The organism is Hymenobacter sp. BT559, assembly GCF_017571525.1.
Taxonomy (GTDB): Bacteria; Bacteroidota; Bacteroidia; order Cytophagales; family Hymenobacteraceae; genus Hymenobacter; species Hymenobacter ginsengisoli.
This window is the reverse complement of record NZ_JAGETY010000003.1, coordinates 251,555-264,744: the sequence shown is the minus strand read 5'-3', so window position 1 is coordinate 264,744 and position 13,190 is coordinate 251,555. Positions and strand designations below refer to the sequence as shown.

Annotated in this window: 13 protein-coding genes, 2 tRNA genes and 1 pseudogene; 9 read left to right on the top strand and 7 right to left on the bottom strand. The window is 56.9% G+C overall.

Features of this window, described 5'->3' with window-relative positions; all coding sequences use genetic code 11:
• Nucleotides 1–140 precede the first annotated feature (140 nt).
• Both J4D99_RS21760 and J4D99_RS21755 read right to left on the bottom strand, forming a co-directional pair.
• Nucleotides 141–515, bottom strand: coding sequence for a PDDEXK nuclease domain-containing protein (locus tag J4D99_RS21760; protein WP_309509638.1), 375 nt, complete (start codon nucleotides 513–515; stop codon nucleotides 141–143).
• A gap of 150 nt (nucleotides 516–665) precedes the next feature.
• A pseudogene (locus tag J4D99_RS21755) lies at nucleotides 666–1,154 on the bottom strand (DUF1016 N-terminal domain-containing protein); the annotation flags it as partial.
• Nucleotides 1,155–1,286: 132 nt separating this feature from the next.
• On the opposite strand from J4D99_RS21755, the gene J4D99_RS05730 reads away from it, so the two are divergent.
• A complete protein-coding gene (locus tag J4D99_RS05730) occupies nucleotides 1,287–1,658 on the top strand; it encodes a hypothetical protein (RefSeq protein ID WP_208130750.1) in 372 nt (123 codons plus the stop codon).
• Nucleotides 1,631–1,780 (top strand): YcxB family protein, encoded by a 150-nt coding sequence (locus J4D99_RS22160; protein WP_208130749.1) that lies wholly within the window; start codon nucleotides 1,631–1,633, stop codon nucleotides 1,778–1,780. Before J4D99_RS05730 ends, J4D99_RS22160 begins: the two co-directional genes overlap by 28 nt.
• 277 nt (nucleotides 1,781–2,057) lie before the next feature.
• Here the strand turns inward: J4D99_RS22160 and J4D99_RS05720 are convergent, their stop codons facing one another.
• The gene (locus J4D99_RS05720) at nucleotides 2,058–4,634 is read right to left on the bottom strand and encodes a DUF7619 domain-containing protein (RefSeq protein WP_208130748.1); all 2,577 of its coding nucleotides are present in this window, start codon (nucleotides 4,632–4,634) and stop codon (nucleotides 2,058–2,060) included.
• A gap of 224 nt (nucleotides 4,635–4,858) precedes the next feature.
• On the opposite strand from J4D99_RS05720, the gene J4D99_RS05715 reads away from it, so the two are divergent.
• The 3 genes from J4D99_RS05715 (at nucleotide 4,859) to J4D99_RS05705 (ending at nucleotide 7,252) form a co-directional block, all read left to right on the top strand.
• Nucleotides 4,859–5,011 (top strand): hypothetical protein, encoded by a 153-nt coding sequence (locus J4D99_RS05715; protein WP_208130747.1) that lies wholly within the window; start codon nucleotides 4,859–4,861, stop codon nucleotides 5,009–5,011.
• A 19-nt stretch (nucleotides 5,012–5,030) separates the two neighbouring features.
• Nucleotides 5,031–6,509 carry an IS1182 family transposase gene (locus tag J4D99_RS05710; protein ID WP_208130746.1) on the top strand — a complete coding sequence of 493 codons (1,479 nt, stop codon included), beginning with the start codon at nucleotides 5,031–5,033 and terminating at the stop codon, nucleotides 6,507–6,509.
• A 176-nt stretch (nucleotides 6,510–6,685) separates the two neighbouring features.
• On the top strand, nucleotides 6,686–7,252 hold the full coding sequence (locus J4D99_RS05705; RefSeq protein WP_208130745.1) for a recombinase family protein: 567 nt from the start codon (nucleotides 6,686–6,688) through the stop codon (nucleotides 7,250–7,252).
• Nucleotides 7,253–8,021: 769 nt separating this feature from the next.
• Here the strand turns inward: J4D99_RS05705 and J4D99_RS05700 are convergent.
• The 4 genes from J4D99_RS05700 to J4D99_RS05685 form a co-directional block, all read right to left on the bottom strand.
• Nucleotides 8,022–8,393: a hypothetical protein gene (locus J4D99_RS05700; RefSeq protein WP_208130744.1), complete on the bottom strand. Its 372-nt coding sequence runs from the start codon at nucleotides 8,391–8,393 to the stop codon at nucleotides 8,022–8,024.
• Nucleotides 8,394–8,732: 339 nt separating this feature from the next.
• Nucleotides 8,733–8,963: a hypothetical protein gene (locus J4D99_RS05695; RefSeq protein ID WP_208130743.1), complete on the bottom strand. Its 231-nt coding sequence runs from the start codon at nucleotides 8,961–8,963 to the stop codon at nucleotides 8,733–8,735.
• A 230-nt stretch (nucleotides 8,964–9,193) separates the two neighbouring features.
• Nucleotides 9,194–9,267: transfer RNA gene (locus J4D99_RS05690), tRNA-Asp, on the bottom strand.
• Between the two features lie 181 nt (nucleotides 9,268–9,448).
• Nucleotides 9,449–9,522: transfer RNA gene (locus tag J4D99_RS05685), tRNA-Asp, on the bottom strand.
• Nucleotides 9,523–9,816: 294 nt separating this feature from the next.
• On the opposite strand from J4D99_RS05685, the gene J4D99_RS05680 reads away from it, so the two are divergent.
• The 4 genes from J4D99_RS05680 to J4D99_RS05665 all read left to right on the top strand — a co-directional run bounded on the left by J4D99_RS05680 (nucleotide 9,817) and on the right by J4D99_RS05665 (nucleotide 13,137).
• Entirely contained in the window at nucleotides 9,817–10,764 is a 948-nt protein-coding gene (locus tag J4D99_RS05680) for an acetyl-CoA carboxylase carboxyltransferase subunit alpha (RefSeq protein ID WP_208130742.1), read from the top strand.
• Nucleotides 10,765–10,853: 89 nt separating this feature from the next.
• Nucleotides 10,854–11,702 (top strand): MBL fold metallo-hydrolase, encoded by an 849-nt coding sequence (locus J4D99_RS05675; RefSeq protein WP_208130741.1) that lies wholly within the window; start codon nucleotides 10,854–10,856, stop codon nucleotides 11,700–11,702.
• Between the two features lie 12 nt (nucleotides 11,703–11,714).
• On the top strand, nucleotides 11,715–12,533 hold the full coding sequence (locus J4D99_RS05670; RefSeq protein ID WP_208130740.1) for a patatin-like phospholipase family protein: 819 nt from the start codon (nucleotides 11,715–11,717) through the stop codon (nucleotides 12,531–12,533).
• A gap of 31 nt (nucleotides 12,534–12,564) precedes the next feature.
• Nucleotides 12,565–13,137 (top strand): 1-acyl-sn-glycerol-3-phosphate acyltransferase, encoded by a 573-nt coding sequence (locus tag J4D99_RS05665; RefSeq protein ID WP_208130739.1) that lies wholly within the window; start codon nucleotides 12,565–12,567, stop codon nucleotides 13,135–13,137.
• Nucleotides 13,138–13,190 lie beyond the last annotated feature (53 nt).

The following is a 13,190-nucleotide window of genomic DNA, read 5'->3' as shown; positions in this document are numbered from 1 at the left end:
TGACTCGATCATCTCAAGATCTCAAGTAAGCAGGGTGCATCTTCTACTTGTTGCTCAAACGGTCCTGCTCCTCCCGCACCAATTGCTGCAACTCCTCTTCCGAAGGCAAGTTCATTTGGTATTTGCTCACAAATAGTTGCTCAGCCATGCCGGTGGTAGCGTACCAACGTGTCATTCTTCTGGGCGCAGAGAATGAGGCCTACTGGTAAATTGTCACCTTCCGTCATCTCCTGTTCTCGGTAGTAGTTCAGGTAGACATTTATCTGCCCCGCGTCGGCATGGCTGAACGTGCCAATCTTTAAGTCTACTAGCACATGACACTTGAGAATGCGGTGGTAAAACACCAGGTCAATGAAGTAGTGCTCGTTGTCGAAGGTGATCCGCTTTTGCCGTGCCTCGAAGCAGAACCCCCGTCCTAATTCCACCAAAAATGTCTGCAAATGCGTAATAATGGCGGTCTCCAGGTCACTTTCGCTGTAGCTAGCCCGCTCAGCCAAGCCTAAAAATTCTAGCACGTAGGGGTTTTTCACCACATCGGCCACCACTAGCGGCTGTGCCCCGGCATGACCAGCTAACACCGCCGCTTTATCGGTCGAGAGCCCGGTGCGCTCGTACAGCGCTGAGCTAATAGCCCGTTTCAACTCGCGCACTGACCAGCTGTTCTTCACCGCGTGCACCTCGTAAAAAGCGCGCTGTACCGGCCGGTCCAGGGCCAGCAGTTCCAGAAAATGGGAGAAACTGAGCCGGGTCAACAGTAGGGTGGGGGCAAGGCCTATTGATACATCTACTCCTACCGGCTGCTCAGCTGCCAACGGCGTTGGAAGATTGTCAGCACTCAGCAAACCAGTGCGTTGTAATTCTCCAGACACTGTCTAGAGAATTGTCGGATATGCTCGGTAAAACGCCCGGCAATCATAGAGACGTTGCACGGCTAGCCCCTTGATGCCGTGTAGCTGCCGGGCCAACTCTGGAAGCAATTGCTCGCCATACTCGGCTCGGTCGCTGCCGCCCTGCTCATACTCCGCAATATGCCAGCCAATAAGCCAGTTGCGCACCGTTAGCCAATAATTTAGCTGCTGCGCCGCCGCTCGCTGAGTTTGTGCGTGTAGCTGTCCAATCTGTTTCGCCAGTGTAGAAAACGTGGTTTCCGCCATAAGGCCCAAGTTACGCCTTTCTCTACTCACAACTAGCGCTCGATTTAGGGAAGCGTACAATCAGCTTTGCCAACTAATTGATGAGTTCTTCATTTTATCTACCTTAGCCCGCTAGTTCTATTCAGACAATTAATGAAAATTGAAGTTGCTTTCATTTTATCGAAAGCCTACTATCAGGAAGTGTATGAAGAGTGGTTGCGTTTCCGTAGCAAAGGCAAGCGCTGGCAACTGCAAGTTGGGTTGCTCTTAGTTGGGGTAGCTTGCTTTCTGGCGATACTGTGCGGGCCTCGTCTCCCCGACTTATGGCTTATTCCCTTCGGGTTTGTGCTGGCTGGGGGGTATGAGATAGGCGCCTTTTTCTACACGCGCCGACAATGGATGCAGAGTAGACAGCAAAGTAAATTAGTCAATCAGCAAGTAAGCTTGACTTTCGAGCCTGAGGCGATACGCATATTGGGCCATTTGCGCAAGGGCAATTGCTATGGACCGGCATCCGACAAGTAAAGGAAACCGCCCGTGGGCTCTTTCTCCTTTTTGAGAATGGTAGTAGTGTCTATTTACCCAAAACTGCCTTTCGCTCGCCTGAACAATTCCAAACCCTGCTGCTACATGCCCAGCAAAAATGAGGCGCGCTTCTAACGGTTGCTAAGCGAGGCTTGCTAACGTTAGCAGCGCGTCGCTCGACATTTTCCTAAGGCTAAGTAGCAAACGTCAAAACCTGCCTTATCTCTACACGCACGCCCTACGCGCACGATTCCATCATAGCTGCCACTGTAGCAAGCCTAACTCCCTAGAACTATTTGGCGGCAGCGCTTGGATAGACAACTGATCTAAGTAAGCTGCCTTCGTTTTACGAGTACGCGGCCCTACCAAGCAGGCTCAATAGCCACCTGATCAGCCTCGTTACTCCACCGCTAACTGCCGGGCCGTTTTAGCTGTTCCAGCTTCTACTTGTAACAAATAGAGCCCAGGGGGCAGCCCCGCTACCTGGAACTCATGTACGGCTCCTGCTGGGGGTAGGCGCACGAGTTCGGTACGCACCTTTCGCCCCAGCGCATCGCATAGTACGAGCGCGGCTTGGGTGGCGCCGGCGACGCCAGGCAAGGACACTAGCGTTGCGGTGTGCGCGGGATTAGGCCACAGCGCTAGGCCGGGCAGCTGCTGTAGCCGCGTAGTTGCCAGCACAGCCGGGTAGCTCAGGGCTACCGCCGGGTCTACCACGGCCGGTATATCGTAGAGGCGGTTGGTCGTGGTGTTGGTCCGCACTGCGGGATTGTAGTCGAAGAAAATGTCGGCGTGGTTGTCGATACGGGTACGGGCGGGCAATCCTGATTTGGGCTGAATGCTAAACTGAACGAATCCGGTGCTACCCACTTTATTATGCGTGCTATCCGGCAGCAAGATGTGGTCGAAGGTGAAGGTGAGCACCGGCCGCTGCTGGCCCGTGAGCGTCAGCCGGTAGGGATGCGAGACGGCCCCTACCTGCAGCGTACGCAGATCCAAGTCGGCGGCGAGCGTATCGACGACGACAACTTGGTAGGCAACGTCAGTGCCCGTGTTCTGAAACCGAATCTGATACTGAAGCGCCGCGGTGGGAGGCGTATAGTGCTCGGCCGTCTGCCCCTGTGGGACGACTTGCTTGTCATTGGGGTCGTAGGAGTCGAGGATAGGTTGGCAGTCTTCGGCGACTTCGGGCTGCCCTTGATTGGGCGGCATGGCGAGCATGGAGGCGCTGGGTAAGCTCGTCGTGCGCAATGCGGGCACTTCCACGGTGGCACTGGCGAGCTGACTATAGGGGTGATGAGCCGGCTGGTCGGTTTCTACCCGCACCACTGGCCGGGTCGCCGGCCAGCGCAGCACGAGGCTGTCGCCCGCAGCCAAGGAAATGTGGCGCAGCAGCGCTAGTTGTGCATCCTGAAAAATGCGTAGCCCCAGGCTATCGGTCGTCGCGCCTCTGCCCTGGTTGCGCACCACAAAGCGAACCTGACTGCCGCCGACTATCTTGCCCGTGACGACCAGCGAGGCGCTGTTCCAGCCTGTTGGGGCCGAATAGGGTGTCACGGGTCGAATCCAGGCCTTGGTACACACGGTCAGCCCGCGCAGAGCCGGGTTGCCGCATACCACCGAGTCTTGCAGGGTGATGGTGCCGTGCTGATTGGGCTGCAGTGTCCCTACCTCAAACACGTAGTTGCCCGCCGCGTCCACGGTGTGGGGCACGTCCGCGCGCACGAACACCACTTGCGGCGGCAAGGCAACCGTTACCGTAGCATTCGGAGCCGGGGCAAAGCCGGTATTGGCGTAGCTTACGACGGTCGTGTTGCGGAAGCAGCGTCGGCGCCGGTTCGAGGCCACGCTCACGGTCAGCTGCGGCGCGGTGCTGACGTAGTTGCCGAAGTCGGGGCCGCTGACGGCGTGGCCGTAGGAGCGAAAGGATACTGTCGTTGATGGGCTGGCGCAGAGCTGCTGCACGAGCCGGCCCGGCTGCGGAGCGGGCAGGGCTTGCTGCACGGTGTAGGCCCCCGTATCGACGGCTACCGTGTAGCGGCCGCTCTCATCGGTAAGGCCATAAAAGCCGCCTGGCTCGGCCATGACCACGATATTGGGTAGCGCGGGCTCATCGGCTTGCTGCGCGCAGTCGTTGTTGAGGTCCGCGAAGACCTTGCCCGTGATTAGATTCTCGGGTAGCTGGGTGGTAGGCGCGTAAACGCGCAGCACCTCGCTGCCCTGAAAGCCACACGTCAGGCGCGTGCCGCGTTGATTGCTAGTGATGAGATTCGCGCCCCCTTCTAGCTTCACCTGCCGGGTACTCGTGCCCTCAAACAGGGTGATGTAGTTATTCTTGCCAATGCTGGCGTAGACGTTGCCCGCCGCATCCACGGCTAAGCCCGCGTCGCCCGGGGATAAGGAAGGCGAGCCGGTGAACGAGGGCGGAAAAGTGGAAATAAACTCGCGTAAGAGCTGCCCCGTGGGACTGAACTTTTGTACGCGGCTGCCGGCCCCGTCCGAAACGTAGACATTACCCCGCGAATCGAGTACGACGCCGCGCGGGGCGTAGAACTGTCCCGGACCGGGCCCGCCACTACTACCCCCCGCGCCAATCTGCAGCAGCAGTTTACCCGTTGCATCATACTTGCGCACGGCACTCCAGTAATCCAGCACGTAGAGGTTGCCGTCGGGATCCACCGTCAAGTCCGTGGGCCAATAGCCGTTAGGATTGGTCTTGGGGTCGGGCAAGAGGATTTTGCTGACGAATCGGCCCTGTGGATCGAACTTCTGCACGCGGGGAGGAAAGGTGCTGCCTTCTAGCCCGTAGAGATTGCCCTGCAAGTCGACGGCAAAGCTGTTGAGCACCCCAAATTGGCCATCCCCCCGCCCGGGCTCGCCGATGGTGGCCAGGAGCTGTCCAGCTGGGTTAAGCTTTAAGATGCGCGTCTGATTTTGGTCACTGTAATAAAGGTTACCCGTTTCATCCTGCCGCATCCGGTTACCCGCCACAGCGGCCGCGCGCAGCGTGCGCTCTAGTCGGAGATCGCGTAGCTGGGCGACTGCCGAGGTGATGGGCAGTAGCAGATAGACTAGAAATAAGAAATTTCTACGGTGAAAAGTCCTAGCGCTACCGCAAGTCGTCTCTGCTAGGGCGCGTGCAACTCGTTGAATGCTTTTAGTAAGAGAGTGCAAGACAAGTAAAGATTCAGCCATAGGCTATGAGAAAGCTATTAGGAGTTTTTTGGAATAAAAATCCAATAGCAGCAAATATAGCTTACGTCTTGACCGGCCACATAGCGTATCTCTATCTTCTTTTTTCAGTGAAGAATATTCCGAAAGGTGCAGTGGCTGTTGCAGAAGTGGGTGCTTGACCAGCGGTACCTTGGGAGTATGCAGGGCCACAAACACTTCGTCGACAAAGTCGTGCTGCGCTTCCAGTTGTCGGAGCGCGTACCCAAGCACAATCTCTACCGCCGCCTCGCCGAGCTGCTCGATTGGGACTTTCTCTATGCCCAGACCCAGCCCTTTTACAGCCACACCGGCCAGCCCTCGCTCGACCCGGTGGTCTTTTTCAAGCTGATGCTGGTCAGTCGGCTGGAAAACCTGGTCAGTGACCGCCGGCTCATCGAGCACTGTAGCCTGCGGCTCGACATTCTCTACTTTCTAGGCTACGAGGTCGACGAGGACCTGCCCTGGCACTCGACCATCAGCCGCACCCGCCAGCTCTACCCGGCGAGGGTCTTCGAGCGCTTGTTCGAGCATGTGTTTGCCCAGTGCGTGGCCGCGGGGCTTGTCACGGGCCACACCCAGGCCGTGGACTCGGCCTTCGTCAAGGCCAATGCTTCGCTCGAAAGCTTGTGCGAGAAGCAGCCTGCTGACGCTACGGCGCCGGCGCTGCACGTGGCCGGCGAGCTGGTGGCTGGTACCCCACTTGAGACCTTAGTGACCAGTCCCGACCACCACCTGCGCCGGGTGGCCAGCGCGCATGCCCGCTACCTGCGCCAGGACAGTGGACCGTTAGGACGCGATCGGGCGCAGGCGCGGCTGCTGAGCAACAAAACGCATTACAGCCCGGCCGATTCGGATGCGCGCATCTCCGTCAAGCCCGGCAAAGCGCGCGCCCTTAACTATTTATGTAGCCTGGCCGTGGATGAAGCCCACGGGGTCATCAGTCACGTGCAGGCCGATTTTGCCGACCGCCGTGATAGCACCTTACTACCTAGTATTGTGGCACCCCTGCACCAGCGTCTGCTAGACCACAATCTGCCGGTAGTCGACGTCGTGGCCGACACCAACTACTCGAATGGGCTGAATTACGCCCTGCTCGAAGCCCGCGGCATCACGCCCTGGATTCCGGTCTTCGGGCAGTACAAGCCCCACATCGAGGGCTTTACTTATGAGCAGGAAACAGATTGTTTTACCTGCCCGGCGGGCAAGAAACTACCGTTTAAGCGCTTCGATGTGGATCCCGATGGTCGCCTCAGTAAACGCTATAGCGCGGCGACGGGCGACTGCCGCCGCTGCCCGCGAAAACCAACCTGCATTCCAAAAAGCAAGAGTCGCAAGATTACCCGTACGGCCTACGATGCCCACTATCGCCGGGCGTTGGCCCGGCAGCAAAGTCGGCCTGGCCGGCGTATGCGCCGGCTGCGACAGCGTACAGTGGAGCCCGTTTTTGGCAGCTTACTCCAGCACTACGGGCTGCGGCGCGTGAACACGCGAGGCCGCAGTAGTGCCCACAAAACGATGCTCTTGACCGCCGTCGCCTTTAATCTCAAGAAGCTGCTCAAGCACCAGCCTAAGCAGACCCGGTGCCTGGCCATCACGCTGCCTGTCCCAGCGCCTGCAGGGCACTTTTTACGCGGTTAGCAGCGGTGCCCCCGCCGTCAGAACCGGCTTAGCCACAGCGCGCGCTCAGGAGCCAAGAGTTCTGCAACAGCCACTGCACCTTTCGGACACATCCTTAAAAAGCCTATTTTCGGCTGTTTTCTCGGGTCAAGAAGTGGGTTCTGAAACGTAGCTTTGTGAGCTATACTTTCAGAGCCATGCAACACACCTTCGGGTACGCCCGCGTTTCGGCGGCCGACCAGAACCTCGATACCCAACTCGAAGACCTGACCCACGCCGGCTGCAGCCGCATCTTTCAAGAGAAGGTTTCGGGTACGCGCACCCGTAGCCACGCACTCGACGAACTGCTGGCCGCCGTGCGGGAGGGAGACGTGGTCGTGGTTAACCGGCTGGCGCGGCTAGGGCGCAACACGGTGCACACCATCCAGCTGGTAGAGGAATTTAATAGGCGAGGGGTGCACTTTCGGGCCTTAGATCTGGGTATCGACTCGCGTACGCCAGCGGGCAAGATGATTATTGGCGTGTTCTCTAGCTTCAATCAATACGGGCGCGAGAACAACCGGGAGAAAAGCTTGGCAGGCATCGCCCTGGCCAAGCAGCAGGGTAAGCACCTGGGGCGACCGGCGGGGCGGGATACGGAGAAACTGACTAAGGTGGACAAAGCCTTAGAGAAGGGCTTATCGGTGGCCGAGATTGTGACGCTCACTGGTATCAGCCGCGCCAGCGTCAAACGCTACCGCCAGGAATTACAGGACGAGAGCTAATTTCAACGTCTTTATGGGAAGGAAACACGTCTGTTTTGCGTGCCGGCACGCCTTTAATGCCCATTATAACGCAGTAGGGCCCACTACTTGCCCTGGGTGCGGGGGCCCGCTGGAGGTATTATCTCATCGGTTTCGACCACCCAAAAAGCGAGAGGAAGCTAAATGGAAAGTGGCCCAGTATCTAGCAGCGCACGGCTTTTACTACCAGCACATCTATGAACATCCTTGGGGCGGCCATTACATTACCTATCCTAGCACCTTAGTTGAGGCACAAGACTTTGTCACTACTTACCAAGCGCAAGCCGCCAAGCGTGGCGTCCCCTCGGATGTGCCCGTAGCAACACTGCGCCGATAGCGAAAAAATAGTGCGCTAAGGAATGGTCTGCCCCTGTTTCTGCCCCTTAAAAGTCAAAAAGCGCCTCTATTGAGCAGAAAGCAAGTTTCATATTGTGCCGGGTGGCGCGGCCTTTTTTTGTGCCTATACTTTTCCGATGGGGCTTATCGGCCTTGCTGCTGTCGCTAGGGCATTGTTGTGTCGATAACCCCGGCCAGATCAGTAGGCAATCTGCCCCCATTTTTTAGGTTTCCTACTTGGGCAAGCGCCGGGCGGTTAGCGGTGGCTCTGCCGTAGTCTTTGCCCATCGGGGGCTAGCCCCCTACAGCGTCTCGAAGCTCGCCTGAGTGCTCGGCAAAGTTTGGATACTGTGTTAGCCCGGCTCAATAAAGGCCAGTGCGGCCCCGAAGCTCACGGTGTAAAGCGTTAGGATATCTACTTCTGAAGTACGCAATCTGGTGATTTTGCTTCATTAAGTGCTTCTGAGGGCAATTGAGGCGAGCGCTCGGCAGCTAACTCAGCTAGCAATTGCTGTACGTCGAGTGTCGAACTCAAGAGTTGACATTGAGCCATATCTAAAAAATCCCGTGCCCGTTGGCGGGCAGCTGGGGTAGGGGGCTCACCTCCTAAAAGATAGTCGAGCAGCTCCTGCTCGCTGCGCTTTAGCAAATCATCAAGCTCTTGCCCAAGCGTGGAAGCTGGATTTAAACTTAAGTACAAGCGTACGCTAGCTCGCAGCTGGTCTTGCCAGGTTGGGTCAGTAGCGCGGGATAGAAATCCTGCTGCTTGTTTTGAGAGGGTAGCCATTGGACAACGAATGTATAATGGCAAGAATGATTTGTACTAATTGCCGGGGAGAAAGATATAAAAAAATTACGAACCAATGTAACGCAGAGATTATCAACCTAAATGTGGGAAGTTTCTGTTCTGTTATTGCAGTTGCTTTAAGAAAGTGTAAATGCTATTATATTGAAGTAATAGTAATTTTTTTAACGTTCGCTAGTGATAGTCCCAAAAGCAACACACCTACCCTAACCCTAACTAGCTAGCCCTGTTCGTGGGTAGTAGTTAACAGGGCTAGAGCAGGCGCGTAGAAGAAATTAGGTGGTGATAAATAGTAAGTGAAAAGCAACCCACAAGTATTGCTTACTTGGCGCTGGCTCTAAAAGATGCAGCTGCCTCTAGGGAATATACAACTTCGTCAAGAGTCATGCGGCCCCGGGTATAGCGGTCGAGCAACTGTTGCTGGTAGGGTTCGATATAATAAGCGATACCATTTGTAACAGAAATAATGGCTGTTACTAGGCGCTGGCGGCTTTGCTCCGTAACAAGTGAAGAAACGGGTAGCGGTTGAAGAGTGGGGGTGGGATAGTTCATGTCCTAAAGTTAGGATGTGGTGCCCAACTCTGTTACCTTTTTTTCGTCCAATTAACGAAAAAAACTATTTGAACAATTATTTAGGCTTGGCAAACAGGCATTTACCTTTTCAGTGTAAACGAGTACACCGGCAAATGGCCGGCTTGAGAACAAGGCGGCGGTGCCTTCTAGGGTGCCGGAAAAGCAAAAGCCCCTTCCCGGGGTAGGGAAGGGGCTTTTGTTAAACGGAGCGGTCTGGACGGGACTCGAACCCGCGACCTCCGCCGTGACAGGGCGGCATTCTAACCAACTGAACTACCAAACCGTTTGCCGTAGCTGAAAAACGCTGCCGTTTTCCGCTTTGGTGCTGCAAAGGTAGGAAAATAAAATTCAAATCCGCAAGCAGTGCGCAAAAAAAGCATCTTATTATGAACTTTTCTTGAACGAAAAGCCGGAAAAGCAAAAGCCCTTTCCCAGGATAGGGAAGGGGCTTTTACTAAACGGAGCGGTCTGGACGGGACTCGAACCCGCGACCTCCGCCGTGACAGGGCGGCATTCTAACCAACTGAACTACCAAACCGTTTGCCGTAGCTGAAAAACGCTGCCGTTTTCCGCTTTGGTGCTGCAAAGGTAGAACTGAAAAAATGCCTCGTACAAGCCAAAAGGCTAAAAAAGCGCTTGTTTTGGGCTTAGATAAACGTTGTGGGTTGTTTCTCAGGCTGATTATTTTTGAGCGGGCTAGCTGGCTAGGTTTGGGTTTACCTTTGTCGCCCGGCAAGGAGCGCCGAAAAAGCGAGCGGCTGTAGGCCGTGCTTTTTAGCGTCTGGCTGACTTATTTTTTCTCTCAAGAAAACAGGAACCTTCGACCTGACTTATGCTGCTTGATTTTGAACAACCCATCGCCGCCCTGGAAGGCAAGCTGCAGGAAATGCAGAAGCTAGCGGCCGAAAGCGACGTTGATGTAACGGAGGCGGTGGTGGCTCTGGAAGCTAAAATCAATTCTCTTAAAAAAGAAACCTACGCCAACCTCACCCGCTGGCAGCGGGTGCAGCTGTCGCGCCACCCCGAGCGGCCGTATACCCTCGACTACATCGCGGGCATGACTGATAAATTTGTGGAGCTGCACGGCGACCGCACCGTGGCCGACGACAAGGCGATGGTAGGCGGCTTTGCTGAGCTTGATGGGATGCCGGTGATGCTGATAGGCCAGCAGAAGGGGCGCAACACCAAGCAGCGGCAGTTTCGCAACTTCGGGATGCCCAACCCCGAGGGCTACCGCAAAGCCCTGCGCCTGATGAAGCTGGCCGAGAAATTCAACCGGCCCATTATTACGCTCATCGATACGCCCGGTGCGTTTCCGGGTCTTGAGGCCGAGGAGCGCGGGCAAGGGGAGGCCATCGCCCGCAACCTCAAGGAGATGTTTATGCTGAAGGTGCCCGTGATATGCGTGGTGATTGGCGAGGGGGCTAGCGGGGGCGCCCTGGGCATCGCCATCGGCGACCGGGTGCTGATGCTGGAAAATACCTGGTATTCCGTAATCTCGCCCGAATCGTGCAGCAGCATTCTGTGGCGCTCCTGGGATTATAAGGAGCAGGCCGCCGAGGCGCTCAAGCTCACGGCCACCGATATGCAAAAGGCCGGCCTAGTCGATGGCATCATTCAGGAGCCGCTAGGGGGCGCCCACACCAACTCGGAGCAAATGATTGCTACACTTAAGCAAACGCTTATCAATACTCTGAAGGAATTGGCGGCCCTACCCGTCGATGAACTTATTTCGCAGCGTATCGACAAGTTTTCGGCGATGGGCGTGGTCGTAGAATAAATAATGAGCTGTTAGCTTTTAGCGGCTGGCTATTAGCTTTTTTTCGGGAGAAGCTAACAGCCAGCCGCTAAAAGCTAACAGCTTAAAAAATGAAAATCCATTCGCTTGATACCGGTTTGTTTAAGCTCGACGGCGGCGCCATGTTTGGCGTGGTACCCAAAAGCATGTGGCAAAAGCTCAATCCGCCCGATGCCAACAACATGTGCACCTGGGCCATGCGCTGCCTGCTCATCGAGGATGGCGGCCGGCTGGTGCTCATCGACAACGGTATTGGCGACAAGCAGGATGAGAAGTTTCGGGGCCATTTTTACTTGCACGGCGACGATTCGTTGGAAAAGTCTTTGCAAAAGCTGGGCTTCACGAGTGCCGATGTGACGGACGTTTTCCTTACGCACCTGCACTTCGACCACTGCGGCGGCTCGGTGGTGCGCCGGCCCGACGGCGCGCTGCAAACGGCGTTTGCCAACGCTACTTATTGGAGCAACGCGGCGCACTGGGACTGGGCCGTGCACCCCAATGCCCGCGAAAAGGCCAGCTTTCTGCGCGAAAACATTTTACCCATTCAGGAGAGCGGGCAGCTGAAGTTTATCGACCCTAGCCGGGGCGTGCCCGATGCGTTGCCGCAGTTCAGTGATATCCTGTTTGCCGACGGCCACACCGAGAAGATGATGGTGCCGCTCATGCAGTATAAAGGCCGCACGCTAGCCTATATGGCTGACCTGCTGCCAAGTACGGGCCACATTCCGCTGCCCTACGTGATGAGCTACGACGTACGCCCACTCCTGACGCTCGGGGAGAAGGAAACCGTGCTGCGCCGCGCCGCCGAAGAAAACTGGGTGCTGCTGCTTGAGCATGACCCTCTCAATGAGGCCTGCACCTTACAGCTCACCGACAAAGGCGTGCGCCTGGGCGAAACGCTGCGCATCAGCGAGTTGTAATAAGGTTTGCTCATGTCGCCCAGTCCTGCTCATGCTCCAGCCGCCGCCTTGTCGCTAGCCCTTTCGGGCGGGGGGGCGCGGGGCATTGCGCACCTGGGGGTGCTGGCGGCACTCGATGAGCTGGGCCTGCCGGTAGGGCGGCTGGCGGGCGTAAGCTCGGGGGCCATCGCGGCGGCGTTTTATGCAGCCGGCGTAGCGCCCCGCGAGGTACTCAAGCTGTTTCAGGCTGTTAACGTGGTGCGGCTCACGCGGCCGGTGTTTGGGCAGCGCGGCCTGCTAGGGCTCGATGCCGTGGAACAGCTGCTGGCCAAGCACTTAGGCCCTGCGCTGCGTTTTGAAGACCTGCGCCTGCCTCTTACGCTAGCGGCCACCGACCTGGTGGCGGGCGAAACGGTATATTTCAGCCAGGGGCCGCTGCTGCCCCCATTGCTAGCGTCGTCGGCGGTGCCAATTATCTACCGTCCGGTCGAGTACCAGGGCAAATTGTTAGTGGATGGCGGCTTGCTCAATAACCTGCCCGTGGAGCCGCTGCTGGCCCGGCCCGGCGACGCGCCCCTGGTGGGCGTGCATTGCAACCCCCTCAACCGGGAAGCAACAGTGCCGACCCTGCGCAGGGTGCTCGAGCGCACCTTGCAGCTAGCTATTCACTCAAACACCATTGCCCGGCAGGCGCAATGCGACTTGCTGCTCGAACCGCCCGCGCTGGTCAATTACCGCCCGCTCGATTACCGCAAGTCGGCCGAAATCTTTGACATCGGCTTCCGCTACGCCCTTAGCCAGGAAGCCGCGCTGCGGGCCCTGAGTGCGGGGCCTGCCCTGGTTTCTGGCTAGCTTTGCGGTCCTTTTCGCTCTTTTCTTGTTTATGGCTGCGCGCAAAACATCTACATTCTGGTACTACATCGCCAAGGCGATATTTGGCGTGGCTGGCTGGAAGCAAACCGGTCAGATTCCGCCCGAGATTAAGAAGTGCATGATGATTGCGGCCCCGCATACCAGCAACTGGGACCTCATCATGGCCCGCGCCGCCTTCTACATCATGGACGTGGACGTGCGCTTTACCGTGAAGAGCGAGTGGACCGAAAACCCCGTGCTAGGGTGGCTGGTGAAGGCCATTGGGGCGCTGCCCGTGAACCGCAGCCGCAACAACAGCCTCGTCGATGGCATGGTGCAGCTCTTCCAACAGCACGAAGAATTAGTAATCCTCATCACCCCCGAGGGCACCCGCGCCTACCAGCCCAAGTGGCGCAAGGGCTTCTACTTCGCTGCTCTCAATGCCGGCGTGCCCATCGTGCTAGGCTTCCTCGACTACTCGAAGCGCGAGGCCGGCGTTGGTCCGGTATTCTGGCCTACCGGTGACTACGAAAAGGATTTGGAGGAAATCAAAGCGTTTTATCGCACCAAAAAAGGCCGCTTCCCGGAGAAGGGTGTGCGGTAAATTCGTCTGTCATTGCGAGCGCAACGAAGTGGAGCGCGGCAATCCTTCCTTTG